Here is a 26,715-nt window from a genome sequence, read left to right as displayed (position 1 = left end):
CGGGGATGTACGCGTGCGATCCTATCTCAAGAGAGGAAACGTCGTCGGCGATGTGAAATGCGGCGCCCGGCCGTTCAGGGCGCGGGCGTGGGGCGCGGGATCGCGGCCTCGTGCCGCACGGCGCCGAGGGCGTTCACCGCCCTGAGCTGGAGCGTCTCGCGGCTCGCCGCGAGCGCCATGAATCCGCCTGTGGCCTCGGCCCAGACGGTCCTCGCGTCGGGAGACACGCGCGTGGCCTCCGACCCGCCGCCGGAAGTCAGGAAATGGATGCCGCCGGACTCGAGGTGCTGCAGCCCGTGCTCGTGGCCGTTCAGGTAGACAGGGACGTGAAATCGGGTCAGGAGCGGCAGGATGTCCCGGGCGAGCTCGGCCGAGTCGCCGTGGGGCCCGCAGGAGCGAATCGCGTGGTGGCCGACGACGATCTTCCAGTCCGCGGTCGAGGTGGCGAGCTCCCTCTCGAGCCAGGCGCGCTGCGGCGCGGGATCCTGTCCGGCGACCTTCGTGCGGGAGGGGAACGAGCGATAGGCTGCGAGAAACGGCGTCGTGTCCAGGACGAAGATCTGGACGCGCGTCCCGTCTCCGGCGATCTCCTGGACGGTGTACGAACGCGCCGGCATCCGCCAGCGGGGGCTCGACTTCGAATACTCGATCTGCGCGTCCACGTTCCCGCGGTAGTCGTGATTGCCGAGCGCGACGATCCAGGGCACCTGGAGAAGGCTCGGCGCGGAGTAGACGTCTTCGAACGAAGCCTTCCAGGCCCGGTCCGTCACCGACGAAACCCCGTCCTCGTAGAAGTTGTCACCCGTCGAGACGACGAAACGGACCGGGTGCGCTCCCGCCCATGCCGCCATCGCGCCGGCCACCTGGCGCTGCACGCGGTTGCCGCCCCGCCCCCAGTCTCCGAGGACGAGGAACTCGAGCGATCCGGCAGGCGGCGAAGGGAGCGCGGCGGCGGCCGTCGGCGTCGTGCGCGCCCGCGGTGCGGGAGACGGCCCGCACGCGAGAGAAGCCGCGGCGAGAAGAGCCGCCCCGGCGAGACGTCGCAACACGGCGCGATGCTAGCAGGGGCGGTTTCGTCGCGTCAGTGGACGGTCAGCACCGGGCACGGAGCCGTCGCGATGACCTGGCTCGCAACGCTGCCCATGACGAGCTTCTTGATGCCCGTCCGGCCGTGGGTTCCGATCACGACCATTGCCGCGCCGTTCCGGTCCGCGAGGAGAGCGAGCTCCTTTGCGGCGTGACCGGCGAGGATCTCGCCGCGCACCTTCACGCCGGCCGCCCGAACCGTCGCGAGCAGGGGCTCGAGCTGCTTCTCGACGTCCTTGTGGATCGTCGCCTCGAGCTCGGCCTCGATGACGTCGTCCGCGACGCCCGAGTGACTCAGGCTGGCGGGCGGCTCGTAGACGTGCGCGACGATCAGCTCGGCGCCTTCCTTGCGGGCCAGCTCGATCGCCTTCTCGAGCGCGCCCTTCGACGCCGGCGAGAAGTCCGTCGCGAACACGATCGGCTGGAGGGTCACCGCCTTCGCGGGCGGGGCTTGGGTCGGAGTGAATTGCGGCGTTGCCATGCGCCACCTCCCATGCCCTCATGAACGCGATAGGGCGGCGGGCAGGGCCCGGCCATGACGCATTTGAATCAGGGCCGGGTCAAAGGGGACTTCAGGCCGACAGGCCGTTCGGAGCGGGGAGGTTCGCCGGCGCGACGACTGGGGTCTCCAGCTCGGCCGCCTTCTTCTCGACGCCCTCGCGCGTCGCGAGCCGGTGGGCGCGGGCGGCGCGGATGAAGTCCTTGAAGAGCGGGTGGGGCTGGGCCGGCTTGCTCTTGAACTCCGGGTGGAACTGGCAGCCGAGGAACCACGGGTGGTCCGACAGCTCGACCATCTCGACGAACTTCTTGTCCGGCGACATTCCGCAGAACGTCAGGCCCGCATCGCGCAGCATGGGGAGATATTCCTGGTTGACCTCGTAGCGGTGCCGGTGCCGCTCCCAGATCTGCGGCTCGCCGTACGCGCGTCGCGCGAGCGTCCCTTCGCCGAGGTCGCACGGGTACTTGCCGAGACGCATCGTTCCGCCGAGCGCCTCGACGCCGAGGAGGTCGCGCAGCATGTAAATGACCTTGTGCGGGGTGGTCGTCTCGAACTCGGTCGAGTTCGCGTCCTTCAGTCCGCAGACGTTGCGGGCGTATTCGATGACGGCGCACTGCATCCCGAGGCAGATCCCGAAGAACGGGACCTTCATCTCGCGCGCGAAGCGGATCGCCTTGAGCTTGCCCTCGATTCCGCGGCGGCCGAAGCCGGGGCCGACGAGGATCGCGTCCGCGCGGGCGAGCGTCTCGGGGTAGCCGACGGTCTCCAGCTCCTCGGAGTCCACGAACGAGATCTTCACCTTCACGTTGTTCGCGATGCCGCCGTGGTGGAGCGCCTCGTTGAGCGACTTGTAGCTGTCGCCGAGCTGCACGTACTTGCCGACGAACGCGACGTTGACCTCGTCCTGCGGGTTCCTGACGCGGTTGAGGATCGTGTCCCACTTCGTGAGGTCCCTGTCGTAGTGGGGCAGCGAGAGGTAGTCGAGGAGGATCTCGTCGAGCCCCTCGCGCGCGAACGCGAGCGGGACCTCGTAGATCGTCGGGACGTCGATGGCGGTGATGACGGCGCGCTCGTCGACGTTGCAGAAGAGCGCGATCTTCTTCTTCATCTCCTCGGGGATCGAGCGATCCGCGCGGCAGAGGAGGATGTCGGGCTGGATGCCGATCGAGCGCAGCTCCTTGACGGAGTGCTGCGTCGGCTTCGTCTTCAGCTCGTCCGACCCGGCGATGTGCGGGACGAGCGTGACGTGGACGTTGATCGCGTTGCCGCGCCCGACGTCCTGGCGGAACTGGCGGATCGCCTCGAGGAACGGCAGGGACTCGATGTCGCCGACGGTGCCGCCGATCTCCACGAGGACGACGTCGTTGTCGCCCGCGACGCGGCGGATGCAGTCCTTGATCTCGTCCGTGACGTGAGGGATGACCTGCACCGTCTTGCCGAGGTAGTCCCCGCGCCGCTCCTTCTCGATGACGGACTGGTAGACCTTGCCCGTCGTGACGCTGTTCGCCTTGCCGGTGACCGCCGAGGTGAAGCGCTCGTAGTGGCCGAGGTCGAGGTCCGTCTCGGCGCCGTCGTCCGTGACGTAGACCTCGCCGTGCTGGAACGGCGACATCGTGCCCGGGTCGACGTTCAGGTACGGGTCGAACTTCTGCAGCGTGACCTTGAAGCCGCGCGCCTCGAGGAGCGCGCCCATGGAGGCCGCCGCGATCCCCTTGCCGAGGCCGGAAACCACGCCACCCGTGATGAAGATGTACTTGGTTCCCATCGCGTCACCTCCTCGCCATCAGCAGCTCTTCAACTTTTCTTGCATCGTCTTCCGTGTCCACTCCGATCGAGTCGCTCGCCGCGTCGAGAACCGCCATCGCCATCCCCGCCGCCAGCGCGCGGAGCTGCTCGAGGCTCTCGGCCCGCTCGAGCGCGTGGGGTGGGAGGCTGGTCCAGCGCCTGAGGGCGTCCTTGCGGTAGCCGTAGAGCCCGAGGTGCTTCAACGTCGCAAGCCCCGGCTCGGGCCGCCGCCGGTAGGGCAGGGGCGAGCGGGAGAAGTAGAGCGCGCGGCCGTCGTCGGCGCGCACGACCTTCACGTTGTTCGGGTTCGCGATCTCGGCCTCGTCGTGGATCGGGAGCGCGACCGTCGCGAGCGGGAACTCAGGGTGGTCGAGGAGGAAGCCCGCCACGCGGTCCACGTTGACGGGGTCCATCATCGGCTCGTCGCCCTGCACGTTCAGCACGACGGAGACATTGAGGTCCTTCACGGCCGCCCAGACCCGATCCGTTCCGGAGGAGAGCGCGGGGTCCGTCATGACCGCCCGGCCTCCCGCCGACTCCACGGCCCGTGCGATCCGCTCGTCGTCCGTCGCGACGAGGACGAGGTCCACGCGGCGGGCCTTCTGCGCCTGTTCGAGCACGCGGACGACCATCGGGATGCCGGCGATGGGGTGGAGGGGTTTGCCCGGGAAACGCTCCGCTCCGTAGCGGGAGGGGATGACGGCGGCGGCGTTGATGAGGGGGGAGTTCGCCGTCCGGTGCACGTTCGATATTAAATCGGCGCGCCGGATCGCGTCAACGAAACTCGCAGGGCCCGGAACGGAAAGTCGTCATCGGCCCGCGGGAGCGGGTCGATGACGACGTGAGCGAGAAAGAAACGGGATTCGGGGGGACTGCGTTACCCGGCCGCGTTGCGTTGGCCGGCGATGCTCTCGTTTTCCTCGGTCTCGTCCTCCACGAGGTCGTGAAGGGGGAGCGGCGACGTGTCGACGGCGCCGGACAGCTCCTGGATCCCTTCGCGGGCCGCGACGGAGTAGGAGTTGGAATCGTCGTAACCGGAGGCCGCGATGACCTTCTCGTAGGTGAGGAGGGCCTTGGTGGGCTCCTTCAGCGCGTAATGGTACGTGTGGGCCACGGTCATCCTGGCCTGCAGGTCGTAGGGATTGAGCCGGAGGATCTTCGCGAGGAAGACGAGCGCGTCCGAGTAACGCTCCTCCTCCAGGGCGACTTCCGCCCTGTGGCGGTAGAGCGCCACTTCCTCTTCGAGAGTGAAGTCCTCGCGTCCCGAAGCGCCGAACGGCGTCCGGAACGAACGGAACAGCTTTTCGATCATTGAGTCTCCTGATCGTCCCCGAAGCTGTGGGGTGCTTTGTTTAGACCCACGATAGGTTGTGGTTAAGGTACGACTGTAGAGAACCGAAATCAAGAGAGAACCCATAAGAAAGAAGGAATTTCTTAGAAGGTGCCTTCTTTATTTCGGCTACAGTGAATACAAGTGAGGGCAGCGGTGCCCGCGTTAGGCAGACTTCGCCCTTCGCCTATTTTCATTCGAAGAAATTAAGTCTTTATGTTTTAGTTATTTACGTCTGTTGGCGGCGTATTCGGCGGCCAGGAGGAACCCTTCGCGCGAGGCCGTCTCCGGGAAGGCAGCCGCGATCTCGCGGGCCCGCTCGGCGTGGTCTTCGGCCATTCCGTGCGCCCGGTCGAGTGCGCCGAGGCGGTGGACGATCTCGAGGATCTGCCCGGGCCGCACGGTGTCGAAGCCCTCTTCCTTCACGACCGTCTCGATGAGCTTTCGTTCGGTGCGCGTCGCCTGCGGAAGGCAGAGGATCAATGGGAGCGTGAGTTTCCCTTCCTTGAGGTCGGACAGGACGGGCTTGCCGAGGTCGGCCTCGTTCGCCGTGTAGTCGAGCAGGTCGTCTTGCAGCTGGAACGCGATTCCGAGCGAGAGGCCGTACTGCCAGAGGCGCTCCCCCCACGTTTCGCTGCCGATCCCGAACGCGTCGGTGACGAGGTACGACGGGATCTTGCAGGCGCCCGCGAAGAGGAGGGCCGTCTTCCGCCGCACGATGTCGAGGTAGCCCTCCAGCGTGAGGTCGAGGAGGCCGCGCCGCTCCGCGCCGATGATCTCGCCCTCCGTCATGCGCAGCGTCACGTCCGAGAGAACGCGCAGGACGCGTAGATCGCCCTCTTCCAGCGCGATCTCCATGGACTTCATGTAGAGGAAGTCGCCGAAGAGAACGGTCAGCTCGTTGCCCCAGCGGCGGTTCACGCTGGCCCGCCCGCGGCGGGTCTCGGCGTCGTCGATGATGTCGTCGTGGACGAGCGTCGCCGTGTGGATGAACTCGATCATGGCGCCGTAGCGCACGTCGCGGTCGCCCTCGTACCCGAGCATGTGCGCGCCCAGGAGAAGCAGCGCCGGGCGGATGCGCTTGCCGCCGCCCTCGACGAGATAGTCGCCGATCAGGGCGATCGTCGGAATTCCGGACCGCGTCCGGTCTGTGAGGACGGTTTCGACCTCCTTGAGCTTCGCCTCGATGGGGGCGAGCGCCCGGAGGAGGCGGCGGCCGTTCTCGCGCTCCTCGGCCGGGAGCGTCGCGACGAGAAGGCGGTCCTTGAGAGAGGTCTGGCTCATACGCGCGGGGCGCATCTTACCGCCCCTTCAGGCCGGTTTACGCCCGGTGGAGGGGGCAGGATGCTCTAACCCCGGAAATTCGTGAACTGGAGCGAAATGCCGAAATCGGAGGCCCGGAGGAGGGCGATCACGGCCTGCAGGTCGTCCTTTTTCTTGCCCGAGACCCTGAGCTGCTCCCCCTGAATGGCGACCTGGACCTTCAGCTTGGCGTCTTTGATCGCCTTGACGATTTCCTTCGCCTTTTCCGTCGCGATGCCCTGCTGGATGGTGACGACCTGGCGCACGGTCCCCTTCGACGCGGGCTCGATCTTGCCGTAGTCGAGGGACTTGAGGGAGACGCCGCGCTTGACGAGCTTCGTCTGGAGGATGTCGTTCACGGCCTTGAGGGCGAAGTCCGTGTCGGCGGTGAGCGTCAGTTCGCGCTCCTTCTGCTCGATGCCGGCGGAAGAGCCCTTGAGGTCGTAGCGCTGGGCGACCTCCTTCTGGGCCTGCGCGACAGCGTTCTGGGCCTCGGGGAGGTTCACTTCGGAGACGACGTCGAAGGTGGGATCGGCCATGGGATCACTCCGTCAGGATCTTCGTCCCCTCCGGCGGGGAAAGGGCGAAGTCCGAGTCGGGGCGTTTCGCCCCGGGAATTTTCTGCGTGAACGTGAACGTCGTGCGGTTGCCCGCGTTGTCGAGAAGGACGAGGCGCTTCACCTCGCCGGTCGCGGCGAGCGCGAGGAGGGATATGGATTTCGGGCCCCCGGGCTTCTTCGGGGTGAGCACGACTTCGACGAGGCCGCTGTCCACGGGCGTTTCGGCGGCGACGTATCGCGCGAGCAGCGCCTCGGCGGACTCGAGAAAGACGATCGGCAGGCGCTCGCGGTCGCCGGGGGCGAGCTTCCTGACGACGAGCTGCCGGTCGGCCGCGACGTACTGGCGTCCGGCCGTTCCGTCGAACGTGAAGACCTTGCCCTCCGGCCCGTCGTAGTCGAACCGCACGCGGTCGGGCGCCTGCAGGACGAGCTTCCCCGTTTCGGGCGCGGTTTCCGCGAAGCCGGCGGGGGCGTACGTTTGGACGAACGTGCAGGACACGGAACCGGGCGTCCCGTACGCGGCGCGGATCTTCGCGAGAGTGGCCGAGGAAGAAGATGAAGATTCTGCTTCGAAGGTGAAGAGGGCCAGCGCGGCGAGCGCCGCCAGCGCCGCGCTGCGACCGCCGTGAGTGCGAGCGGGTGTATTCACCTTCTAAGAAATCTCTTTCTTCTCTTCTCTCAATGCCGAAAGTGTCTCTTTCCCGTGAACACCATGGCGATGCCGGCCGCGTCTGCCGCGGCGATGACGTCGGGGTCTTTCACCGAGCCGCCGGGCTGGATGACCGCCGTGACGCCCGCGCCCGTCAGGACCTCGAGCCCGTCGGGGAACGGGAAGAACGCGTCCGACGCCGCGACGGCGCCCCTCGCCCTCTCGCCGGCCTTGCCGGCCGCGTCGCGGCAGGCGTCCACGCGGCTCGTGCGGCCGCCGCCGATGCCGTAGGTCGCCGTCCCGCCCGCGACGACGATGCCGTTCGACACGACGCCGCGCAGGACGAGGTTCGCGAAGCGCATCGCACGGCGCTCGGCCTCGGTCGGGGCGCGCTTCGTGACGACCTTCCAGGCCGTCTCCTCGTCCGGGAGGAGGTCGCCTTCCTGCACGAGGAGGCCGCCGTCGATGCCGCGCACCTCGACACGCGGCCGCGGGCCGGCCTCCGGCGTGACCGTGAGAACGCGCAGGTTCGGCTTCCTGGCAAGGATCGGCTTCGCGTCTTCCGTGACGGCGTGGACGACGACGACCTCGAGGAAGCGCGACGTCAGCGCCGAGGCGGCCGCCGCGTCGAGAGTCCCCGTGCAGGCGACGACGCCGCCGAAACCCGCGATCGGGTCCGACGCCCAGGCGGCCTCGAAGGCCCCGGCCATCGTGGCGCCCGTCGCCGCGCCGGACGGAATACGGTGCTTCACGATCGTGAGCGCGTCCGGCCCGACGACCCGCGACGTATAGAGCGCCGCATCCGCGTCGAGGAAGTTGTTGTACGAGAGCTCCTTGCCCTGGACGAAGGCGTAGCGGGAAAGCGCCGCCGGGGGCGCCGCGGCGTCGGCGTAAAGCGACGCCTTCTGGTGCGGGTTTTCTCCGTAACGCAGGGAGGACGCGCGCGCGAACGAGAGCGAGAGGCGCTCGGGGAAGGGCTCGCCCGTCTGCCCGGAGATCCACCGCGCGATCGCGGCGTCGTACGCCGCGGTCCGGCGGAAGACCTTCGCGGCGAGCTTCGTTCGCGTCTCGTCCGTCAGGGCGCCGCCGTGCGCGGCCAGCTCCGCGGCGACGGCGGGGTAGTCCGCCGGGTCGCAGACGACGCCGACGTGCGCGTGGTTCTTCGCCGCCGCGCGCAGGAGGGACGGCCCGCCGACGTCGATCTTCTCGATCGCCTGCGCGAACGTCGACCCGGTCTTCGCGACGGTGTCCTCGAACGGGTAGAGGTTCACGACGACGAGATCGATCGGGCCGACGCCGTTCTCGCGGGCCTCGGCGCGGTGGGTCTCCTCGGAGCGGTCGAAGAGGATGCCGCCGAAGAGCTTCGGGTGAAGCGTCTTGACGCGCCCGCCGAAGACCTCGGGGAAGCCGGTCAGGTCCGAGACGTTCGTCACGGCGAGACCCGCGGCGGAGAGGTGCTGCGCCGTGCCGCCGGTCGAGAGCAGCCCGAAGCCCTGCGCGACGAGCGCGCGGGCGAAGTCGACGAGTCCGGTGCGGTCGGAGACGGAGAGGAGCGCGAGGCGGGACGTCACGGCTGGTAGGGTCCTTTCGCTTCGGGGTACTGCGTCACGATCGACGCGTCGCCGCCGGCCGTCTTCCACGTCCACGCGAGGAGGCGCGCCGTCAGCGTGACGGCGGCGGCGCGGCGCTGGGCAGCGGTCGCGGCGGGGAGCTTCGCGGCGGCGAGCGTCTCGGGCGCCGCGAACGGGTCGGCGGAGAACCCGAGAAACGGCGAGGGGCCGGGCGTCCCGGGGGCGTCGGGTGCGTAGGCCATCGCGGCCGCGTGCGCGATCGAGCCGGCCGCGTAGGCGACGTCCGCGAACGCCGAGTGGCGCCGGATCGCGGCCGCGAGGGAGCGCGTGTCCCGGGCTGCGGCCTGGCGGTGCGCGGGGTCTCCAGGCGCGAGCCCCTCGGCGGCGGCGGCGTCCGAAACGCCCTGCATGAGCCTCTTCGAATGCTTCGCGAGCTGGCGCTTGAAGTCCGGCGGAGCCCAGGACGCGGCCTCGGCCGCGATCCGGGCCTCGTCCGCGACGCTCCAGCGGACGGGTTCGGCCGCGCGAGCGGCGGGGGCAATGACTGCGAGGGCGAGTGCGGCGGAGAACGCGCGGCTCTTCATGGCGGGCGGATTGTACGGGGCGTCGCGTAGACTTGGTGAACACGGGGTCTGCCGGATGAATACGCGTCGAATCGTGGCGTTCGCGGCCCTCGGAACCCTCGCGGGCGCGGCGGCGCTCGCCGTCTTTCTCGCCGACAGGCCCGTGCCGCCAGGCGCGCGATTCCGAACGGTGACCCTGCCCGGTGAGGGCTTCGCCCTCATGCCCGAGTCGGAGCGCACGTTCGCCCGGGTCGTCATCGGCCTTTGCCCTCACGGCACATTCCGCAGGAACGCGGCGCGCGGAGCCCGGGACCTGCGCGCCGTCGAACTCCGGCGCCGCATCTACGGCCTCGACTTCGAGTTGCTGCATGGCGCAGCGATGACCACCGCTCCGTCCTACTCGACGTTCTACGTTGCCGTGCCCGATCCCGCGACGGTCCCCGAGGCTTCCGGCGAGGAAGAGAGCGACTTCCGCGCGTACCTCGTGTCGCGAGTCGGCTGGTCGGAAGAATCCATCCGGACGCGGGTGCGGTTCTTCCGCGTCTCGCATCCCCTGCTCTACCCACAGGACATGGCCGAGGTTCTCGGCCTCGACGCGGGCGGCCGGCTCGTCCTGGGCGTCGGTTCCGACACGGATCCGCATTATCTGGAGCCGGTCGAGACTCTCGTGCGGGAGTTTCCGCGGGACTTCGCCCTGCGCCGCCTCGCGGGACTGCACGTCGGCGACGTGAATACCGAGGGAGGAGATCTCGCGTTGAGCTGGCTCCCCGACGGGGAGGTCGGCCTCCTCGTTGGGCGCCACCGTGCCATCCGCTATCTCGAGCGCCGGACCGGATCCAGCGTTCAGGGCCGGCGGCTGACGGCGGCGGAGATCGATGAGTCGCGCCGGGCGTTCTCGTCGGCCTTCTTCGGGATCGAGGTCGTGATCGCCGGAGAGAGCGCGCTCCGCGACCCGTCGCGCGGAAGCGAAGAATTGTTCCACGCCGACATGGTCGTTGCGGCCGTTCGTAACGGCCACGAGGCGCTCGCGTTCGTTCCCACGTATGAAGTCCGGCCCCGCGACGCGAACTCGGGAGAGCTGCTCCCGGAGACCTTCGTGCGGGACGTCCAGCGGGAATACGACCTCGTTGCGGGGCAGATGGAGGGACGCGGGTATCGCGTCGTGCGGCTCCCGTTCGAGGATCACCCCGTTCGGGCGCCTGTGAACGTGAGCAGGTTCGTGGATCGCTCGAGCGAACGGCCATTTGTCGTCCTCGGCCGCTACCCCGAACACCGGCCGCCGGCCTCCACTGTCCCCAGCGCGATGCGGCGACTCGCCGACGCGGTCGTCCTCCTGCAGTCTCACGTCGACGCATGGGAGGAGAAGCCCGATGAGCGTCGATGGGCGGCGCTCCGGGCGCAGCTCGAGGACACCTGGAAGGAGCTCGACGCCGCCGCCGCGAGCCCGAACCCGCTGTTCGAGAGGCAGCGCGCGCTCTACGAGGCGAACGGCATCTCCGTCGTGCCTCTGCCGCTCTATCCGAGCGGCGAAGGCGGCGTGCACTGCCTGCTTCTGCGCTAGAAGATCTTGAGGACGTTCAGGGAGATGACGACGCCGTTGTAGCCGCGGTTCCGGCCCGCGACGGGCGTCCCGGCGTCGATCCTGACGAGCGTCGCCCACGGCCCCGCGAACTCGCCGGAGATCCCCGCGCCGCTGAAGTAGGCCCAGTCCAGCCCCGCAGCGCGGTCTTTCACCCGCGCGTCCTCGTAGATCGCCTCGAGGCGGAACGCGCTCCCGATCACGTACCCGTAAGCGATCTTCGACGTGATCGCCTCTTCGGCGCGGAGCGCGCCGGAACGGAAACCCCGGAGCGACGTGCCCCCGAAGAACCCGAAGGTGTACTTCGAGAAGCGGTCCGTGTTGTCGGATCCGAGGTAGCCGACGGACGCCCGGATGCGCTGAAAGCGCGGCAGGTAGAAGTCCTTCTGCAGGTCGGCCCCCCAGGTCGTGAACGAGTCCTTGTCCGGGGAGTAGTCGGGGTTGCCCGCGAATCCCCACGGGTCCCACTGCGAGCGCTTGGCCCACGACCAGCGGCCCGTGAGCGCCCAGCCGCGCCAGTCCCACGCGAGCTGGCCTTCGACGCGCGTGAGCCAGTGGTCCGACGGAATCACGAAGGCGGGCGACGTCTCCTCCTCGTCCGGCGCGAAGTCGCGGTGCGACTCGCTCACGGTTCCCGTCAGCTTGAGGTGGCGCGCGAGGGGCACGCCGGCCTTGAACGCGGCCGCGTAGGAGCGGCTCTTCACGCGCTGGGACTTGTCTTCCTCGCCGTCGACGAAGACGGCATCCGTGCCACGGATCGCGATGCCGAAGACGTCCACGCCGATGTCCACCGGCGATCCGAAGAGCCGGGGCTGGCTCCACGACGCCGCGAGGAGGACGCCGCCGAAGAGGACCTGCACCTGGTCGTGCCGCTTGCTCGCGTCGAGGTCGATCCAGTAGACGCCAAGGAGCGGGAGCGGGTAGTCGTACGAGCCGTCGTAGAAGAGGCCGGCGAGGCCGAAGAGCTTGCCGCGCTTGCGGTCGTCCGTGACCGCGCGCCCGCCGTCCTTCGTCTTTTCGAGGTAGCGGACGCCCTTCTCGGTGTCGCGCACCATCGTGTCCTTCGACGCGAACGCCTCCTCGCGCTCGGCGCGGAAGGACGCGTCGTCGAACCGGATGTCCGTGAGCACGCTCTCGCGTTCGATCACCGTCGTGCGCGAAAACGTCTTCAGGATCCACTGGCCCCTGGTGCGCGTCGGGAAGCGGAGCGGCGGCCCGCCGTCGGGCGCCGGGACGTCGGTGAAGTCCGACGTCTCGTCGACGGCCTGGATCTCGGCCGTGAGGTTCAGCTGGCGGGTGCGGATCCGCACGGCCCCGTAGCCGTCCCGGGCGATCCACACCCGGCCCGCGTACGAGGGCTTGTCCGTCACGGTGACACGCGGCTCGAAGTCGAGGGCCCAGCAGGAGAGGCCGTTGACGGTGTCCTCGCCGACGAGCGCGTAGCGGTACGCGTCGTCGAGGGTGAGCGCGAGCGGCATGTCCGAGACCTTCTCGGGCTGCAGGAGAGGCAGCTCGGGGAGCTTCTTCGCCTTCCAGCGCACGCCGTTGAAGTACGCGTCGTGCCACGCCCAGTCGAATCCCGCCCCCTTCTCGTAGAAGAACGGCCCGGCGAGCGTGAGGTCGAGCACGTTGTTGAGGTTCGCGAAGCGGAAGCGCATCGAGAGCGAGTTGGTGGCCGACAGCGTCTTCCAGCGCGCGTCGCGCGCGGCGCGCCACGCCTGGTGCCGGGCGAGAATCTCCTCCGCCGTGATTCCGCGTGCGGCCGCGACGCCGACCGCCGCCTTCGGAGCCTCGGCCGGCGCCTTCTCCCGTGCCGTCAGGCGCAGGGCGAGCGGGCCCTTCGCGAGGGAGAGAGTCAGGCGCGCCGGGACCGCCGAGGCGGGGATCGCGAGCTTCTTCGTGGCTCCTGTCGCAAGCTCGAGAATCTCGGCCGAGGCGTAAGGCGTCGCGTCGAGCGTGATCGATACGCCGCCGGCGTCCGCGGGCGCGCCTTCGCGCGTGCCGGGCACGAGGACGACGCCGCCGAGGTCGACGCCCGATACGACGCGGAACGCGTCGCGCGGCGTTCCGTCGGCGGCGGCGACCGTGGCCGCGCGCGTGTCCGGGCCGAAGTCCCCGGCGACCAGGCGCCCAAATCGCTCGAAGACGGCGTCGTCGGCGGGCGGCCACGCGGGACTCGCGACGACGAACGGGACGTTTTCCGGCGCGAGGCGCGCCGCGGCGGCGAGGAGCGCGCCGGGGGTGCGAACGGAGTCGTCGAGGTCGACGAGCCCCGGCTTTCCGAACGCGACGGAGTCGATGGCGGCTCGGACATCCCTGGCAGCCGTCCGTTCTTTTCCGGCCAGGGCGATCAAGTCGAGGTAGGCCGTGTTTTCTTCTGAAAGGAGGAAACGGGCCTCGGCGCTCGCGAGATCGCCTGCGGCGCCGGGAGGCGCTTCGAATGCGATTCGGGCGTGCGGCGCTGCGGCGCGCGCACCCGAAGACACCTTTCTAAGCAAATACGCCCGCGCCTTCGAGTCGCCGCCCGCAGGCGCTGCGAAGGAAATCGTGACGAGATCCGCGGTCGTTGCCTCCTTCAGGATCTCTCCGAGCCCGGGCCAAAGGTCTTCGATCGTCGCCGACTCGGCTGCGCGCACGTCCGCGGGCACGGCGGCGTCCGGCAGTTCCAGCTTCAGGCCCCACTTCCAGCCGGCGCCGTGCGCGTGTTCGGCGAGCTCGCGCGCCGCCGCGACGGCCGCCGCCCGGCCTCCGGCCCATGCGGGCGCGCCGAGAGTCAGGAGGGCACCCGGTGAGTTCGGGGAATGCGGGGCGAGGGGCAGCTCCGCGATGCGCGCGATGCGCGGGTCTCCGGGCTGCACGGCGAGCCACGGGGCGACGTACGGGTGCGGCGAGGCGGCGCGCACGGCCGTCGCGGCGAGGAACGGGAGGAGAAGAGGGAACAGCCGGCGCCGCACGCCCCGATTGTAAGGTCGCCGGCCGCCGCGCTATTTCTTGCCGAAACCCTTTCCGGACTTCGGCTCGGCCGAGGGATGCGGCGTCGCGATCGTCACGGGCCCGGCGGCCATGACGTCCGTGGTCGGAAGCCCCATGTTCGCGCGGATCTTCTTCTCGATCTCGTTCGCGATGTCGGGGTTGTCGCGGAAGAACTGCTTCGTGTTCTCCCGGCCCTGGCCGATCCGCAGGTCGCCGTAGCTGAACCAGGCCCCCGATTTCTCGACGATCTTCATCTCGACGCCGATGTCGACGAGCTCGCCGGTCTTCGAGATCCCTTCGCCGTAGCCGATGTCGAACTCCGCGATGCGGAAGGGCGGCGCGACCTTGTTCTTGACGATCTTCACCTTCGTGCGGCTGCCGACAACGGCCTCGCCGTCCTTGATCGCGTTGATGCGGCGGATGTCGATGCGCACCGAGGAGTAGAACTTGAGCGCGCGGCCGCCGGTGGTCGTCTCGGGGTTGCCGAACATGACGCCGATCTTTTCGCGGATCTGGTTGATGAAGATGAGCGTCGTCTTGGACTTCGAGACGACGGCCGTCAGCTTGCGGAGCGCCTGCGACATGAGGCGCGCCTGGAGGCCGACCATCGCGTCGCCCATCTCGCCCTCGAGCTCGGCCTTCGGGACGAGGGCCGCGACGGAATCGATGACGACGACGTCCACGGCGGCCGAGCGCACGAGCGCCTCGGCGATCTCGAGCGCCTGCTCGCCGGAGTCGGGCTGCGAGACCATGAGGTTGTCGACGTCGACGCCGAGCTTCTTGGCGTATTCGGGGTCGAGCGCGTGCTCGGCATCGATGAACGCCGCGAGCCCGCCGCGCTTCTGCGCCTCCGCGATGATGTGGAGCGTGAGCGTCGTCTTGCCCGAGGACTCGGGCCCGAAGACCTCGAGGACGCGCCCTCGGGGCACGCCGCCGATGCCGAGGGCGTTGTCGACCCCGATGGAGCCGGTGGAGATGGACTGGATCGCCTCCTGCGGCTTGTCGCCGAGGCGGACGAGCGCGCCCTTGCCGAACTGGCGGTCGATCTGCTGCATCGCCTGCTCGAGCGCCTTGAGTTTTTCCTTGTTCACTTCGACCATGTGGTCTCCTTAAAGCGTGGCGGATTATAGGGACGGAAGAAGGGTGCTTTCCGGATTGGATTCAGTTCGTCAAGGGAGACCGCCCCGCCGGCACCCGTGCCGCCCGCATTCACCTTCTAAGAAAATCTTCTCCGAGAGTCTTTTCTTTGGGCGAAACGGCCTACGATGGCGTCGCCTTCGGAAGGAACGGATGAAAATTAAGCCCGAAAAATCCGAAACGCAAGGGATTCTTCGCCCCTGGCGCGAAGTGTTCGCCGAGGCGCGGGTGACGACGCTCGTCTCCACGTGGTTCGGGGCGGGCTTCCTGCCGATCGCACCCGGGACGTGGGGGAGCCTCGCCACGATCCCGATCGCGCACGTGATCGTGCTGGTGTGGGGGATCTGGGGCCTCGTGGGCTTCGCGCTCGGCGTCGCCGCCGTCGGGTTTCACGCTTCGGGCGAGACCGCGCGGCTGCGTGGCGTCAACGATCCGTCGGAAGTGGTCGTGGACGAGGTCGCCGGTCAGGCGATCGCGCTGATCCCCGTCTACGCGCTCGTCCCGGCGGACGCCGTCGTCCTGCGCATGGGCACGATCCTTCTCGCGTTTCTCCTCTTCCGCATTCTCGACGTCTGGAAGCCGGGCCCGATCGGGTGGCTCGAGCGGCTGCCGGGCGGCTGGGGAATCATGGCCGACGACCTCCTCGGCGGGGCCGTCGCGGCCGCGATGGTCTCGGCCGGCCTCCTCCTGAAGGGATGATCCCCGACGCCCTGCGCGGCCCGGGGATCGCCGTCCGCGAGGGCGAGGCGCTGGCCGCGCGCACGACGCTCCGCATCGGCGGCCCCGCGCGGTTCTTCACCGAGGTGTTCGACGCGGAGGCCCTCGGGCTCGTCCTGCGCTTCGCGTCGGCGGAGCGGTTGCCGGTCCTCGTCCTCGGCAAGGGCTCGAACCTTCTCGTTCCGGACGCGGGCTTCCCGGGCGTCGTGATCGTCCTCGCCGGGGCGTTCCGCGAGACGCGCGTCGAGGGGACCGAGATCTTCGCGGGGGGCGGCGTCTCGCTGATGGCGCTCGCCGTCGCGGCCCGGGACGCGGGGCTGTCCGGCGTCGAGAACCTGTCGGGCATCCCGTCGTCCGTCGGCGGCGCGGTGCGGATCAACGCGGGCTCGTACGGCTCGGAGATCTTCGACGTCCTCGTGTCGGTGACGCTCGTCTCGCGAGAGGGCGAAGTCCGGACCGCCGTGGCCGAAGCGATCGCCCACGGCTACCGCTGGACGTCCCTCTGCGAGACCGGCGACGTCGTCGCCGAGGCCCATTTCATCCTGAAATCGACCCCCACGGCCGAGATCGCGGCGCGGATGGCCGAAGTGGCCGCGAAGCGGCGCGTCGCCCTCCCGAAACAGCCGAACGCGGGGTCGATCTTCAAGAACCCGCCGGGCCAGTTTGCGGGAAAGCTCCTCGAGGAGTGCGGCCTCAAGGGCCGGCGCGTGGGCGGAGCGGAGGTCTCGCCCGTTCACGCGAACGTCATCGTGAACACGGGCGGCGCGACGGCGGAGGACGTGAAGAGGCTGATGGAAGAGATGAAGAAGGCGGTAAGGGAACGATTCGGAGTCGAGCTCCAGCCGGAGATCCAGATCGTGTCTCCCGCATTCACCTTCTAGGAAAATCTCCGGATCCCTCTCCTCCGTACAATGTCTCGATGGCGGAAGCGTCCGTTCGCGCCCTGATCCTCGCGGGAGGGAGCGGCACGCGCCTCTGGCCGCGCTCGACGGACTCGAGGCCCAAGCCGTTCCTCGCTCTCACGGGAAAGGACTCCCTGCTGCGCGAGACGTACCGGCGGGCGGAGGCCGTCGCCGGGGCGGATCGCGTGTTCGTGTCCGGCCGCGAGTCCCACGCCCCGCTCCTCCGCGCCGAGCTGCCCGAGGTGGCCGAGCCCCGCTTCGTGCTCGAGCCGATGCGCCGCAACACGGCGCCCGCGATCGCGCTCTCGACTCTCGTCGCGTGCGCCGACGACGCGAACGCCGTGCTGCTCGTCCTGCCGTCCGACCAGGCCGTCGCCGACGAGGCCGCGTTTCTCGCCGCGCTCCGCGCGGGTGCGGCCATCGCTGCGAAAGAGGACGCCTTCGTCACCCTGGGCATCCCGCCGACGCGCCCGGAGACGGGGTACGGCTACCTGGAGACGTTCGAAGAGCACGAAGAGAAGAAGACTTCTTCGAGTGAAAGAGAGATGGGGACGGGGCATGCGCGTGGCGAGGCGCCGGCCGCGCACGTCGTTCGGCGGTTCGTCGAGAAGCCCGACGCGGCCCGCGCCGCGGAATTCCTCGCCTCCGGCCGGTTCCTGTGGAACGCCGGCATCTTCCTGTTCCGGGCGGAACACCTCCTCGCGGAGATGGAGCGCACCTGTCCGGACATCCTCGCCGCCGCCCGACGAGCGTTCGCCGCTCGTGCGGCCGGCGATCACACCACCTTCAGAGAATCTTTCTCCTCTTCCCCCTCCGTATCCATCGACGTGGCGGTCATGGAGAAGGCGAAGCGCGTCCTCACGATTCCCTCGGCCTGCGGATGGAGCGACCTCGGGTCGTGGGAAGCCGTGTTCGAATTCCGCGGCGGCGAGCCCGGCGCGGACGTGATCGAGGGCGACGGCGCCTCGGAGGGCGGCTCGGGGAACCTCGTCCTCGCCGGCGCACGGCCCGTGAGGGTCGTCGGCCTCTCGGGCATCGCGGTCGTGGAGTCTCCGGACGGTCTCCTCGTGATGAAGCTCGGCGCCTCGGACGACCTGCGCCGGGCGGTCGAGAAGGGGTTGAAATGAGCACTCCCGCAGCGGCCGCGGTCGTCGCGTCGATCGGACGCCTCGTCGCGACGGTCCGCACGGCCTACCGCGGCCCCGCGGCCGCCGTCGAAGACGCCGTCGTCTGTCTCCTCGCCCGCGGCCACCTCCTCATCGAGGACGTGCCGGGCGTCGGCAAGACCACTCTCGCGACGGCGCTCGGGAAGGCGCTCGGCGTGGGCGTCCATCGGCTGCAGTTCACGCCGGACACGCTCCCGAGCGACATCCTCGGCCTGACGGTCTTCAACCAGCGTGCGCAGGAGTTCGAGTTCCACCCCGGGCCGATCTTCACGCCCGTCCTCCTCGCCGACGAGATCAACCGCGCGACGCCGAAGACGCAGTCCGCGCTCCTGCAGGCCATGAACGAGCGTGCGGTGTCCTCGGACGGCGTGACGCGGCCGCTCCCGGAGCCGTTCCTCGTCCTCGCGACGCAGAACCCCGTCGAGTACCTCGGGACGTATCCGCTTCCCGAGTCGCAGCTCGACCGCTTCCTCCTCCGGATCTCGCTCGGGTACCCGGCGCCGGACGAGGAACGCCGCCTCCTGATCGCGGGCGGCGCGGACCGCGTCCTCGCGCAGCTCCAGCCCGCGATGAACCTCGAGGATCTGAAGGCCGCGCAGGACGCGACCGAGCGCGTGACCGTCGCGGAAAAGCTCATGGACTACATCCTCGCCATCGTGGCGAGGACGCGCGCGGGGAAGGACCTTCTGCTCGGCGTGTCGCCGCGCGGCGCGCAGGGTTTCTTCCGCGCCGTGCAGGCGCGCGCCCTCGTCGCGGGCCGCCCGTACGCCACGCCGGACGACGTGAAACGCGTCGCCGGGCCGGCGCTCGCGCACCGCGTCCTCGCATCGCAGCCCGGCGCGTGGGACGGCGGCGGCGGGCGGCGCGAGCGCGACGCGATCCAGCGTCTCCTCGACGAAATTCCCGTTCCCCTCTAGTCCCGTGACGCTCCGCGCGCGCCTCCGGAAGCTCGTCGACCCCGGGATCCTCGTGCGCGTCACGAATCTCGGGCTCGGCTTCATCCTCCTGACGCTCGTGGTCGCCGTGGCCGCGACGAACACGGGCAACAACGGCCTCTACATTCTCGTCTCGCTCTTCCTCGGCGCGCTCGTCGTGTCGGGCGTCGTGTCGCGGCGCAACGTCGAGAGCCTCTCGGTCGAGCTGGAGGGCCCGCCCGAGCTGTACGCGGGAATTCCGTCGCGTTTCACGCTGCGCGTCACGAACGGGGGCCGCCTTCCGCGGCGCGCCGTCCTCGTGAAGATCTCCGGCGCGGCCGCGCCGCTCCTCTTCGGGCGCGTGAACCCGGGGGAGACCGCCGCGCGCGGCGTGGACCTCGTCTTCCCGAGGCGCGGCCTGCGCTCGCTCGAATCCCTCCTCGTCTACAGCGGCTACCCGATCGGACTCTTCCGCAAGGGGCGCGTCCACCCTCTGACGGAGGAGCGTCTCGTGTACCCGGCTCCCGCGATCGTCCACGCGATCCCGCCCGACCCGCGCCAGGCCGAAGGCGGCGACCCGCGCAGCTTCCTGCGCGGGCGCGGACCCGAGATCCGCAACCTGCGCGAGGCTGGGTTCGGCGACGACCCGCGCGACGTGCACTGGCCCCAGACGGCGCGTCAGGGCAAGTTCATCGTCAAGGAGCGCGCGTCCGAGGAAGGCCGCGACGCGCTCGTCGCGCTCGACGTCGCGCGGCCACCGGGCGCGCCGCCCTCGTGGGAGGCCGCGTTCGAGCGGTCCGTGTCCGAGGCGGCCGGCCTCGCGCTGCAGCTCCTCGCCCGCGGGAACCGCACCGGCCTTCTCCTCGGCGACGTGATCGTCCCTCCGGGCGCGGGGCCCGCCCACCGCCGCGGCCTCCTGCGGGCGCTCGCGCTCGTCGCCCCGGCCGACCGGCCCGCCGCGCCGCGGGCGCTGCCCGCGAGCGTGGCCGTGTTCCGCGCCGGCCCGAAGGGGAGGGCCGCGTGAAGGATGCGCCCGGCGCCGCGGCCGGGGTTCTCCCGCCGCCGTTCCTCCGCGAGCGCGTCCTCGCGGTGGGGTCGCTCGCGCTCCTCGCGCCCGTCCCGCTTTTCTTTGCGAACGCGCTCGAGCTCCTCGTCCTTCTCGTCTACGTCCTGGCACTCGGGCTCCTCCTCGCCCGCGCGCGCCACGGCCCGGTCCCGCGCCTGCCGAACTGGGCGTTGAACCTCGCCGGCCTCGCGTACCTGCCCGTCGTCTATTTCGACGCCCGCTACGGGAGCCGTTCGCTCCTGAAGACGATGCTCCACCTGCTCCTCTTCACGACCGTCTTCAAGCTCGCGGCGATCCGCAAGGAGCGCGATCTCTCGGTGGCGCTCGTCCTTTCGGCCATGCTCTTCGTCGCGTCGGTCTCGACGTCGTTCCACGTCGCGATCCTTCCGTACGTCGTCGTCGTGGCGGGCGTCGCGTGGACGGTCCTCGTGAAGTGGGCGCTCTGGCGCGACCTCGCGGCGGCTCCCGAGGAGTGGGAGCGCGACCGCGCGGCGCGCGCGCTGCCGGGCTTCGGTCCGCTCGTCTCGTCGGTTGCGGCCGCGATGGTCCTCGCGGTCCCCCTCTTTCTCTTCCTGCCGCGCCTGAAGGCCCCGGTCGTGCGCGGCGGCGAGACGGGGCGCGAGATCACGACGGGCTTCTCGGACACGGTGGACCCCGACATTTTTGGAGCGCTGAAGAACAGCGACCGCGTCATGCTGCGGATCACCAGCGAGGAGCCGCTCGACGCCGGCACGGTCCTGCGCCTTCGAACGCTCGCCCTGACGCGCTTCGAGCGCGGTGTCTGGAAGAGGCCCGAGCGCTCCGGGAGCGTGCCGCCCGGGACGCGCGGCGGCGTCGTCCCGCTCGGCCCGCGCCCCGGCAGCGGCGCTGCGATGACGATCGACCTCACTCCGCTCCAGAGCCGCGCCCTCCCCGTCCCGGCCGGCGCGGACGGCCTGCGGCTGTCGGAGACCTCGTTCCGCAGCCCGAGCCGCGCCCTCGTCTTCGTGGACGCCGCGCGCAACGTGAGCCTGGGCTTCGAGCCCGAGACGACGGTCCAGTACACGGTGACGACGAGCCGGCGACCCGGGCGCGACCTCGGCCGGAGCGCGGAGGAAGACGGCCTCGCCGCGCCGGACTCCGAGGTCCTGCGCGCGTTCGCGCGCGACGCGTTCGCCGGGATCGAACCGGCGGCCGATCCGGAGGGGGCCGCGCGCGCGCTGGAGGGCGTCTTCCACCGGCCGCCGTTCCGCTACCAGCTCGACCTTTCGCCGCGCGGGCCGAACGCGCTCGAGGACTTCCTCACGGCGCGGCGCGCGGGCCACTGCCAGACGTACGCGAGCGCCATGGCTCTTCTCCTGCGCTCGGCCGGCATCCCGACGCGCTTCGTGACCGGCTTCCTCGGCGGCGAGATCGGCGCGTTCGGCCGTTACGTCCTCGTGCGCGGGAACAACGTGCACGCATGGGTCGAGGCCTGGTGCGGGCCGGAGAAGGGCTGGGTCACGTTCGACCCGACGCCGTTCGCGGGCCAGCCGCAGCTCGAGCGCGTGCCGCTCTCGGCCCGCCTCAGGCAGGTGACGGACGGGCTCGAGTTCTTCTACGACCGCTTCGTCCTGTCGTTCGGGCAGAGCGACCAGGCCGAGATGCTCCGCCGCCTCCGCGAGGCCGTGGGTGGCGCTGCGGACGGGCTGAAGGGCGCCGGCGCGGCAATCGGCGCGACGCTCGCGCGCCTCGGCCGCGGGCGGGCGTGGGCGGGCGCGGGCGCCGTCGCCCTCCTCGCGGCGCTCCTCGCGCTCGCGTTCCGACGCCTCCTGTCCCGCGCGCGGTTCGGCACGCGCGGCCTCCCTCCCGCGTCGGCGGCGTACCGCCGCCTCCAGAAGGCGCTCCACCGGCGCGGCGCGCCGCTGACGCCGTCGTCCGCGCCCGCCGAGACGCTCGCGGCGGCAGAAAAATTCGGTCCCGCCGCCCAGCGGCCGGCCGAAGCGATCGTCCGCGCCTACGTGCGGGAGTCGTTCGGAGGAGTTTCTGCTTCGAATGAAGAACGCGAAAAGCTGAAGGAGCTGCTCGTGCGTTTCAGGGAAGCGGCCGTCAAGGAGGCCGTTCGGATTTCTTAGAAAGGTGAGTAGGCGCTTCGCATCGGCGCGGTCGATGCGGCTGGCGGCCGCCAGCCCTCTTCACCTTCTAGGAAAATCTTCCTCTTCGTCTAATAGAAATAGCCGTTCACGTCGATGATGACGTGAGCGGTCCCGGCCGAGCCGTTGAAGACGCGGAAGATCCCCGCGCCGTCGGTCGCGAGGCCGATGACGGTGTTGTCGGCTCGCGTCTGGCCGGCCCGGAAGCTCAGCGTCGAGGTGCCCGGGTAATTCGCGGTGCCCGGATAGGCGGCGAGGAAGCCGGCTGCGGCGGGCTGCGTCACCGTGACGTTCATCGAGACTCCGAGGGCGCCCGCGGGGACGTTGCACGAGCCCGTCGCCTTCAAGGCGCGCACCTCGGAGGGGCCGAGCGCGGGGCCGCCGAGGGGACCCGCCGCGAGGCGCGTGTCGGCGAGGCGGCAGGGCGTAACCGGGAAGAAGAGGAGCGAACTTCCGGCGGGGAGGACGGGGATCGAGGCCGTTCCGGCCGCACCGATGCACACGGCGGGATCGGGGTTCGTTTCGGTCACGCCGAGGCCGACCGGTGTGCCGGCGGTCCCCGCGGTGAAGGTCACGGCGTTTGTGCCCTGGCCCGCCGTGATCGTTCCGTTCGTGATCGTCCACGTGAACGTGCTTCCCGCGTTCGGCCGGACCGAGGCGACACGCCCGGGCGACCCGGCACCCACGGTGGAAGGGACCGAGATTGCGAGGGGAGCGCCGAGAGGGCACGAGACCGTGAGGGCGACGGGAACGTCGATCTGGGGTGTGAACGTGTCGCCGCTCTGGACGCAGACGTGTGCGGCGTAGTGGCCGGGCGCGAGGCCCGTCGAGTTGAACGTCACGGGCGTGTCCTCGCTCGCGAGGGGGCCGGTCGTGCCGGAAGGCAAGCCGACCGAGAGCCACGGGACGCCCGCCGAGCCGCAGCCCGCCGTCGGGGAGACGGGGAGGTTCCACCAGAGCGGGAACCCGGCCGTATTCCCGATCGTGAGCTTCGCGAATTTCTGCGTCCCAGGCGCCTGAGTCGACGCGAGAGAGGCAGGCGAGACCGCGATCACCGGTGCGCCGCTCGAGGAGTAAAAGGGCGGACAGGTGACCGTCGCGTAATTGGCGCTCTTCAGGGCCGCTGAATCCTCCGCTCGTACGGTGAGGCTGTACGAGTTGCCGACCTGCCTCTTTGGGATGTTCGTGTCGGCGGAATCCTCCCTCGGAGGCCCGCACGCGACGCGGAAGCCGAGACCCGCGTTCGAGGCGTCGACATACAGGCTCGTCTGGAAGAAGCCCTGAGCGCGGAACACGAGCTTGTTTTCGATGAACATGTGCAGGTTGATGATGTAGTTCGGCGAGGCCGACACCGACGTGTAGGCGACGTTGACATAGCAGGAGTCCTGCCGCGGGTCCGGCTGGGTGCAGTAGGGCGCCTGGCTGTCGATGAACCCGATCAGCGGCGTGCGGCCCGAGGCCAGCGCGGTGCGGGTGTTGGACGCGTGGGATTCGACCACCATGCCGCCGTCCGCCGAAGCAGGGGCTTGCTTCGCTGCGGTCTGCGCTCCGCGCTCCTCGGGCGCGGCCGAGGCGAGGGAGAGAGGGAGAAGCGCCGCAGCCAGCAGTCCGACGCGCATCAGTTCCGGCATCTATTCCGTCTTTCTCTGCCGAGGAGCGCTAGGGGCTGTAGGGCGGGCACGTGACCGTCGCGTAGTTAGCGCTCTTCAGGCCCGCCGAATCCTCCGCTCGTACGGTGAGGCTGTACGCGTTGCCGACCTGCCGCTTTGGGATGTTCGTGTCGGCGGAATCCTCCCTCGGGGGTCCGCACGCGACGCGGAAGCCGAGGCCGGCGAGGCGTTGACATACAGGCTCGTCTGGAAGAAGCCCTGAGCGCGGAAGACGAGCTTGTTGTCGATGAACATGTGCAGGTTGATGATGTAGGACGGCGAGGCCGACACCGACGTGTAGGCGACGTTGACATAGCAGGCGTCCTGCCGCGGGTCCGGCTGGGTGCAGTAGGGCGCCTGGCTGTCGATGAACCCGATCAGCGGCGCGCGGCCCGTGGCCAGCGCGGTGCGGGTGTTGGACGCGTGGGATTCGACCACCATGCCGCCGTCCGCCGTAGGCGGGGTTTCCTTCGCTGCGGCCTGCGCCCCGCGCTCTTCGGGCGGAGCGGCCGCGAGAGACACCGGCAACAGAACGAACGTGGCAAGGGCGTGTGTCAGCCGCATGAACTCCTCCTCGAAGGGCGGGAGGAGCTTATCGCAACGCGGACTCAGTAAGCGTTCTTGTGCGTGAAGCCCCAGCGCACCGTCGCCCAGAGAATCTTCACGTCGAGGCCGACGGACCAGTTCTCGATGTAGTACAGGTCGTACTCGATCCGCTTGTCGATCGGCGTGTTGCCGCGCCAGCCGTGGACCTGCGCCCAGCCCGTGATCCCCGCGCGCACGCGGTGGCGGAGCATGTACTGCGGGAACTTCTCCTTGAACTCCTTCACGAACTCCGGCCGCTCGGGCCGCGGCCCGACGAGCGACATGTCGCCCGTGAAGACGTTCACGAGCTGCGGCAGCTCGTCGAGCGACGTCTTGCGCAGGAGCGCGCCCACGCGCGTGCGCCGCGGGTCGTTCTCCTGCGTCCACTGCGCGCCCTCGTCCTCGGCGTTCACGCGCATCGAGCGGAACTTGATCATCCGGAAAAGGCGGCCGTCGAGGCCCATGCGCTCCTGCGCGTAGAAGACGGGCCCGCGGTCCTCGAGCCAGATCGCGAGCGCGATGAACGGGAAGAGCACCGCGAGCGCCACGAGGCCGAGCCCCGAGAGCACGACGTCCATGGTCCGCTTCACGAGCGAGTTCCAGCCCTCGAGCGGCATCTGCGTGAGGTTGATGACCGGCAGGCCGTCGAAGTCCTCGACGCCGGCCTTGAACGTGACGTACTGGAAGAGGTCCGGCACGATGCGCAGGTCGATCATCTCGTTCCCGACGTCCTTGAGGATCGCGAGCATCGTGCGGTGCGCCTCGACCGGGAGCGCGAGGAAGACCGTGTCGACCTCGTGCGCGTGGATCAGGTCGCGCACCTCGCCCGTCGTTCCGAGGATGTTCAGGCCGCGGTAGTTCTCCCGGCGCTTGGCGGTGTCGTCGTCCGCAAAGCCGACGGGCTTCATGCCGGTAGCGGGATGCTCGAGGAGCTTGTCGGCGAGCGCGCGGCCCGAGTGGCCTGCGCCGACGATCAGGACGCGGCGCACGCCCGCGCCCGTCGCCCACATCGTCTCGAGGTACTTGCGGATCCCGAAGCGGGCGAGGGAGACGAGAACGATGTCGAGGACGAGGAACAGGACGAGGAGCTGGCGGCTCGTGTACGTGAAGCCCCGCCAGAAGGAGAGGATGCCGACGAGGAGGATCGTACCGAGCGTCGCCGCGACGAGGATCGAGAGGACCTCGTCGATCGTGGAACGGTCGCGCCTGATCTGGTAGAGGCGGTGGAAGTAGAAGACCACCGGCCAGACGACGAGAAGGATCGGGATCAGCGGCGTGTAGTTCCCGAACGGCTGGCCGCCCTTGGGTGTGGGCCAGACGCTCTCGAAGCGGATCAGCCACGCCGCCCAGAGGGCGAACACGGTCGCGAGGACGTCTGCCGTGAGGAAGACGGCCTGCAGGCGGCGGGTCTGTCTGCGGATCACACGGTCACCGGGGGCGCCATTTTACTTGGGGACGCTGCCGGGCGGGTGCGGGCTTCGTCCAGGGCGCGCCGGAAGCCCTCGCGGAAGGCCTCTTGCGAGAATCGCGCCGCGTTGGCGGCGGCGGCGGCGGGGTCGAGGCGGAGGGAGCGCAGGCGGTCGAGGGCCGCGAGGAGGGCGGGGGCGCCGGGTTCCGGCATCAGGACGCCCGTCTCCCCGTCCCGGACCGTTTCGAGCGCGCCGCCGCGTCCGAGGGCGATCACGGGCGTGCCGCAGGCCTGGGCCTCCAGGGGCACGATCCCGAAGTCCTCCTCGCCCGGCATGAGGACTGCCTCGGCCGAACGGTAGAGCTCGCGGAGCATGGTGTCGTTGGGAGTGTCGGCGAAAACCACCGTCTCACCGGCCATCGCTTCCAGCCTCCGGCGCTCCGGCCCGAAGCCGGCGATCGTGAGGGGGAGCTTTCGGGCGTTTGCGGCCTCGATCGCGTCGTCCAGCCGCTTGTAGGGGGCGAGGGCCGAGACGACGAGGAGCCCGCGGCGCTCCCGGGGCGGGCCGGGCGAGTAGAACTCCGTATCGACGGGTGGAGGGACGACCGCGGCGTCGCGCCGCCAGAGGCGCGCGATCCGGTCCTTCACGTTAGCCGAGTTCGCAAGGAAGGCGTCGACGCGCGGCACCGTCGCCACGTCCCAGGCCGCGAGCGGCGCCCGGGCGAGGCGCGCCGCGAGGACGACCGGGGCCGGCCGCCCGCGGAAGTAGTCGTCGAACTGGTCGTGCAGGTAGCGCACGGGTGTGTGGCAGTAGCAGAGGTGGAAGGCCCCGGCGTCCTTCTTCGCGTTCTTTGCGACGCAGTGAGACGTCGAAACGACGAGGTCGTACCCGGAGAGGTCCCAGGTCTCGGCCGCGGCGAAGAAGAGGGGGAGCAGCGTCCGGTAGTTCCGCGCAGGCGACACGAGCGACTGGAGAAACGTGGTCCGGATCTCCCGCGCCTCGATCTCGGGATGCTGCGAGCCCGGGAAATGGAAGAGCGTGAACACCGGCGCGTCCGGGAACATCCGGACGAGTTCGAGCAGCACCTTCTCGCCGCCGCGCGTGCCGGTCAGCCAGTCGTGGACGAGGGCGACTCTCATGACGAAGAGGAAGAAAGGGGATT

General features: G+C 69.8%; 22 protein-coding genes. 7 read left to right on the top strand and 15 right to left on the bottom strand.

Annotated features, from left to right (window positions below; genetic code table 11):
• Positions 1–74: 74 nt before the first annotated feature.
• The 9 genes from IPL89_03100 to purH form a co-directional block, all read right to left on the bottom strand.
• Positions 75–1,049 carry a metallophosphoesterase gene (locus IPL89_03100; GenBank protein ID MBK9062168.1) on the bottom strand — a complete coding sequence of 325 codons (975 nt, stop codon included), beginning with the start codon at positions 1,047–1,049 and terminating at the stop codon, positions 75–77.
• 32 nt (positions 1,050–1,081) lie between these two features.
• Positions 1,082–1,567, bottom strand: a complete 486-nt coding sequence (locus IPL89_03095; GenBank protein ID MBK9062167.1) for a universal stress protein — start codon at positions 1,565–1,567, stop codon at positions 1,082–1,084.
• 91 nt (positions 1,568–1,658) lie between these two features.
• Positions 1,659–3,350: a CTP synthase gene (locus IPL89_03090; GenBank protein ID MBK9062166.1), complete on the bottom strand. Its 1,692-nt coding sequence runs from the start codon at positions 3,348–3,350 to the stop codon at positions 1,659–1,661.
• Between the two features lie 4 nt (positions 3,351–3,354).
• The gene (gene kdsB, locus IPL89_03085) at positions 3,355–4,086 is read right to left on the bottom strand and encodes a 3-deoxy-manno-octulosonate cytidylyltransferase (protein ID MBK9062165.1); all 732 of its coding nucleotides are present in this window, start codon (positions 4,084–4,086) and stop codon (positions 3,355–3,357) included.
• A gap of 161 nt (positions 4,087–4,247) precedes the next feature.
• Positions 4,248–4,682 carry a hypothetical protein gene (locus IPL89_03080; protein ID MBK9062164.1) on the bottom strand — a complete coding sequence of 145 codons (435 nt, stop codon included), beginning with the start codon at positions 4,680–4,682 and terminating at the stop codon, positions 4,248–4,250.
• 243 nt (positions 4,683–4,925) lie between these two features.
• A complete protein-coding gene (locus tag IPL89_03075; protein MBK9062163.1) occupies positions 4,926–5,984 on the bottom strand; it encodes a polyprenyl synthetase family protein in 1,059 nt (352 codons plus the stop codon).
• A gap of 65 nt (positions 5,985–6,049) precedes the next feature.
• Positions 6,050–6,541 carry a YajQ family cyclic di-GMP-binding protein gene (locus tag IPL89_03070; protein MBK9062162.1) on the bottom strand — a complete coding sequence of 164 codons (492 nt, stop codon included), beginning with the start codon at positions 6,539–6,541 and terminating at the stop codon, positions 6,050–6,052.
• 4 nt (positions 6,542–6,545) lie between these two features.
• Positions 6,546–7,211 carry an outer membrane lipoprotein carrier protein LolA gene (locus IPL89_03065; protein MBK9062161.1) on the bottom strand — a complete coding sequence of 222 codons (666 nt, stop codon included), beginning with the start codon at positions 7,209–7,211 and terminating at the stop codon, positions 6,546–6,548.
• A gap of 29 nt (positions 7,212–7,240) precedes the next feature.
• Positions 7,241–9,715 (bottom strand): bifunctional phosphoribosylaminoimidazolecarboxamide formyltransferase/IMP cyclohydrolase, encoded by a 2,475-nt coding sequence (gene purH / locus IPL89_03060; protein ID MBK9062160.1) that lies wholly within the window; start codon positions 9,713–9,715, stop codon positions 7,241–7,243.
• 9 nt (positions 9,716–9,724) lie between these two features.
• On the opposite strand from purH, the gene IPL89_03055 reads away from it, so the two are divergent.
• Positions 9,725–10,906 (top strand): hypothetical protein, encoded by a 1,182-nt coding sequence (locus IPL89_03055; GenBank protein MBK9062159.1) that lies wholly within the window; start codon positions 9,725–9,727, stop codon positions 10,904–10,906.
• On the opposite strand, the gene IPL89_03050 is transcribed toward IPL89_03055, so the two are convergent.
• Complete coding sequence (locus IPL89_03050; protein ID MBK9062158.1) at positions 10,903–13,878, bottom strand: hypothetical protein; 2,976 nt, start codon at positions 13,876–13,878, stop codon at positions 10,903–10,905. The two genes, IPL89_03055 and IPL89_03050, sit on opposite strands and share 4 nt — an antisense overlap.
• A 30-nt stretch (positions 13,879–13,908) precedes the next feature.
• The gene (gene recA / locus IPL89_03045) at positions 13,909–14,988 is read right to left on the bottom strand and encodes a recombinase RecA (GenBank protein ID MBK9062157.1); all 1,080 of its coding nucleotides are present in this window, start codon (positions 14,986–14,988) and stop codon (positions 13,909–13,911) included.
• A gap of 199 nt (positions 14,989–15,187) precedes the next feature.
• Between recA and IPL89_03040 the strand changes: the two genes are divergently transcribed.
• The 6 genes from IPL89_03040 to IPL89_03015 are packed head-to-tail and all read left to right on the top strand — an operon-like array spanning position 15,188 to position 21,892.
• On the top strand, positions 15,188–15,733 hold the full coding sequence (locus tag IPL89_03040; GenBank protein MBK9062156.1) for a phosphatidylglycerophosphatase A: 546 nt from the start codon (positions 15,188–15,190) through the stop codon (positions 15,731–15,733).
• The gene (murB, locus tag IPL89_03035; protein ID MBK9062155.1) at positions 15,730–16,632 is read left to right on the top strand and encodes a UDP-N-acetylmuramate dehydrogenase; all 903 of its coding nucleotides are present in this window, start codon (positions 15,730–15,732) and stop codon (positions 16,630–16,632) included. Before IPL89_03040 ends, murB begins: the two co-directional genes overlap by 4 nt.
• A 38-nt stretch (positions 16,633–16,670) precedes the next feature.
• Positions 16,671–17,780 (top strand): mannose-1-phosphate guanylyltransferase, encoded by a 1,110-nt coding sequence (locus IPL89_03030; protein ID MBK9062154.1) that lies wholly within the window; start codon positions 16,671–16,673, stop codon positions 17,778–17,780.
• Positions 17,777–18,736, top strand: a complete 960-nt coding sequence (locus IPL89_03025; GenBank protein ID MBK9062153.1) for a MoxR family ATPase — start codon at positions 17,777–17,779, stop codon at positions 18,734–18,736. Before IPL89_03030 ends, IPL89_03025 begins: the two co-directional genes overlap by 4 nt.
• Before the next feature lie 4 nt (positions 18,737–18,740).
• Complete coding sequence (locus IPL89_03020) at positions 18,741–19,757, top strand: DUF58 domain-containing protein (protein ID MBK9062152.1); 1,017 nt, start codon at positions 18,741–18,743, stop codon at positions 19,755–19,757.
• Positions 19,754–21,892: a DUF3488 domain-containing protein gene (locus IPL89_03015; GenBank protein ID MBK9062151.1), complete on the top strand. Its 2,139-nt coding sequence runs from the start codon at positions 19,754–19,756 to the stop codon at positions 21,890–21,892. Before IPL89_03020 ends, IPL89_03015 begins: the two co-directional genes overlap by 4 nt.
• Before the next feature lie 89 nt (positions 21,893–21,981).
• Here IPL89_03015 and IPL89_03010 read toward each other — a convergent pair whose 3' ends face one another.
• The 4 genes from IPL89_03010 to IPL89_02995 all read right to left on the bottom strand — a co-directional run bounded on the left by IPL89_03010 (position 21,982) and on the right by IPL89_02995 (position 26,692).
• On the bottom strand, positions 21,982–23,541 hold the full coding sequence (locus IPL89_03010) for a hypothetical protein (GenBank protein MBK9062150.1): 1,560 nt from the start codon (positions 23,539–23,541) through the stop codon (positions 21,982–21,984).
• A gap of 75 nt (positions 23,542–23,616) precedes the next feature.
• Complete coding sequence (locus tag IPL89_03005; GenBank protein MBK9062149.1) at positions 23,617–24,123, bottom strand: hypothetical protein; 507 nt, start codon at positions 24,121–24,123, stop codon at positions 23,617–23,619.
• Between the two features lie 44 nt (positions 24,124–24,167).
• Entirely contained in the window at positions 24,168–25,568 is a 1,401-nt protein-coding gene (locus tag IPL89_03000; GenBank protein MBK9062148.1) for an undecaprenyl-phosphate glucose phosphotransferase, read from the bottom strand.
• A complete protein-coding gene (locus IPL89_02995; protein ID MBK9062147.1) occupies positions 25,565–26,692 on the bottom strand; it encodes a glycosyltransferase in 1,128 nt (375 codons plus the stop codon). The genes IPL89_03000 and IPL89_02995 overlap by 4 nt, the downstream gene beginning before the upstream one ends.
• Positions 26,693–26,715 lie beyond the last annotated feature (23 nt).

Source organism: Acidobacteriota bacterium (assembly GCA_016716715.1).
Lineage (GTDB): Bacteria > Acidobacteriota > Thermoanaerobaculia > UBA5066 > UBA5066 > Fen-183.
The sequence above is the reverse complement of the archived record's forward strand: the minus strand, read 5'-3'. Positions and strand labels throughout refer to the sequence as shown.